2 protein-coding genes and 1 pseudogene are annotated in these 2252 nt (G+C 69.0%); 1 reads left to right on the top strand and 2 read right to left on the bottom strand.

Features of this window, described 5'->3' with window-relative positions; genetic code table 11:
* A partial coding sequence (locus I71_RS19680) for a class II aldolase/adducin family protein (RefSeq protein ID WP_042696811.1) occupies positions 1-461 on the top strand: 461 nt, incomplete at its 5' end.
* On the opposite strand, the gene I71_RS39915 is transcribed toward I71_RS19680, so the two are convergent.
* The gene (locus I71_RS39915; protein ID WP_244433934.1) at positions 462-1220 is read right to left on the bottom strand and encodes a HAMP domain-containing sensor histidine kinase; all 759 of its coding nucleotides are present in this window, start codon (positions 1218-1220) and stop codon (positions 462-464) included.
* A 238-nt stretch (positions 1221-1458) separates the two neighbouring features.
* A pseudogene (locus tag I71_RS40865) lies at positions 1459-2070 on the bottom strand (histidine kinase); the annotation flags it as partial.
* Positions 2071-2252: the final 182 nt, after the last annotated feature.

Consider the following 2252-nt stretch of genomic DNA (forward strand, 5'->3'; position numbering starts at 1 on the left):
TCCACCGCGACATCCTGCGGGCGCGGCCGGACGTGACGGTGCTGCTGCATGCCCATCCGACCTTCGCCACCGCGCTGGCGGTGCATGGCCGCGGCATCCCGTCCTTCCATTACATGGTGGCCCTGGCCGGTGGCGATTCGATCCGCTGCGCCCCCTATGCCACTTTCGGCACGCAGGAGCTGTCCGACCATGCCCTGACGGCGCTGGAGGGGCGGCTGGCCTGTCTGCTGGCCAATCACGGCATGATCGTGCTGGGCAGCAGCGTCCAGTCCGCCCTGTCGCTGGCGGTGGAGGTCGAGACGCTGGCCCGCCAGTATCTCTACGCCCAGCAGTTTGGCGAACCGGCGATCCTGCCGCCCGAGGAGATCGCGCGGGTGGCGGAGAAGATGCGGCGGATGAAGTACGGCCAGCCGGTCGACGACACCGACGCGCCCGAGGACACGGCGCGCCCGCGTGCCTGATCAGGGGCCGATCTGCGTCATCGAGGTGCTGCCGGCGAGATGGCCGGCCGGCTTCAGCGCCGCGACCCGCAACAGCGGCTTGGCGCTGCCGGCCGCCTCCACCTGCAACGGGCGCTCCTCGGCCGGCGGTTCATACACTGCGGGGAGGGCGATGGTGATGCGGGTGCCTTGGCCGGGCTCGCTCGCCACCTCGATGTCGCCACCGAGCATCGCGGTATAATGCCCGACCAGCGTCAGGCCCAGCCCGGCGCCGCGCGGCTTGCCCTGGCCGCGGGTCGCCACGGTGCCATTGCCGGCGCCCTGGACGAAGGGTTGGAACAGCCGGCCGGTATGGGCGGTGGGGAAGCCGCGGCCGGTGTCGGTCACGGTGAAGCGATACCAGCGGGCGCCATCGCGCTCCAGCTTCTCCGCCGACAGGGTGACCGTGCCGTCCTGGGTGAACTTGCAGGCATTGTCCAGCAGGTTCAGCAGCGTTTGCCGGACCTTGGTGAAGTCCGAATGCATCTGGCCGAGTCCGGCCGGCGCCGCCAGGTCCAGCGCATTGCCGTACAGATCGGCGGCCGGCATTGACCGCTCGCGCGCCTCGGTCAGCAGGCGGTTGATGTCGAAATCCTGCAGACAGACATCCATCGCCCCGGCTTCGACCTTGGCATAATCCAGGATGGCGTCGACCAGTGCGGTCAGCTGTTCGCCGGTCCACTGGATATGTTCGACATCGGTCGCCAGCTCGTCCACGCCCAACCGGTGCAGGTCGGTCATCCAGCGCCTGGCTGGCATTGACGATCTCGGTCAGCGGGCCATGCAGCTCATGGCCCATGTTGACCAGGAAGTCGCTCTTGGTCTGGCTGGCGGCCTCGGCCAGCGCCTTTTCGCGCAGCAGACGGGTGTGTTCGATTTCCGCTTCACGGCGTTCGCGCTCGGTCTCTTCGGCGATGCCTCGCAATGTTTCTACGGCGCGGGCCATCGTGGCGATCTCGTCCTGTCCGGTCAGCGCCGGCAAGGTCAGGTCGGTGCGCCCGGCCGCCAACGCCGTCACCGCCGTCGCCATCGTCTTTACCGGACCGGCGACGCTGCGCTGGACCAGCCAAAGCGCGACCAGTCCGGCGAGCAGGACCAGCCCGCCGATCCACAGCGCGACGTTGGTGTAGCCGGACAGGCCGCTGCTCAACGTGCCGCGCAGCGCCTGGGTTCCGGCCTCCGCCCGGCGGCGGATCTCGCCCAGATTGGCGGCGATGCCGGCTGCGTTGGCGGCCATCGCGTCGGCCCGCAGATTGTCCTCCTCGACCACCGAGCCTTCGATGGACGACAGCACGCCGCCGGCCTTTTCCAGCAGGTCGGTCACCTCGTCGATGGATTGCTTGGTGCCGGGGACCCACAGATAGCGGTTCATCTCGGTCAGCCGGTCGCGGGCGGCGGCGAGCTGAGCGCGCATCGCCTCGGCATCCTGCGGATCGCGACGGTCGACGTAGCGGGTCAGATGCTCCTGCATCAGCAGGGTGGCGATGGCGGCATCGCTGGCGAGCGCCGTCGAATCGACGCCGCCGGCACTCTTGAGCTGGTCGAGCTTTCGCCGGGTCTCGGCGACCAGCGGTTCAAGCACTCCGGTCATCTGGCCGTTGCGGTCGCTGCGCAGGGCGATCAGCTTCTGCACCGCCGCCCAATAATCCTCCAGCGCGGCGCGTGCCTTGTCGATTCCCTGGCGATCCGCGGTCTCCACCACATCGCTCGACAGGGCATCGAGCCGCTCGCGCAACGTGTCGTGGCGCCAGGAGGCGTCGAGAAAGCTCTGGT

The sequence above is a fragment of the Azospirillum sp. B506 genome (genome assembly GCF_000333595.1).
GTDB lineage: Bacteria > Pseudomonadota > Alphaproteobacteria > Azospirillales > Azospirillaceae > Azospirillum.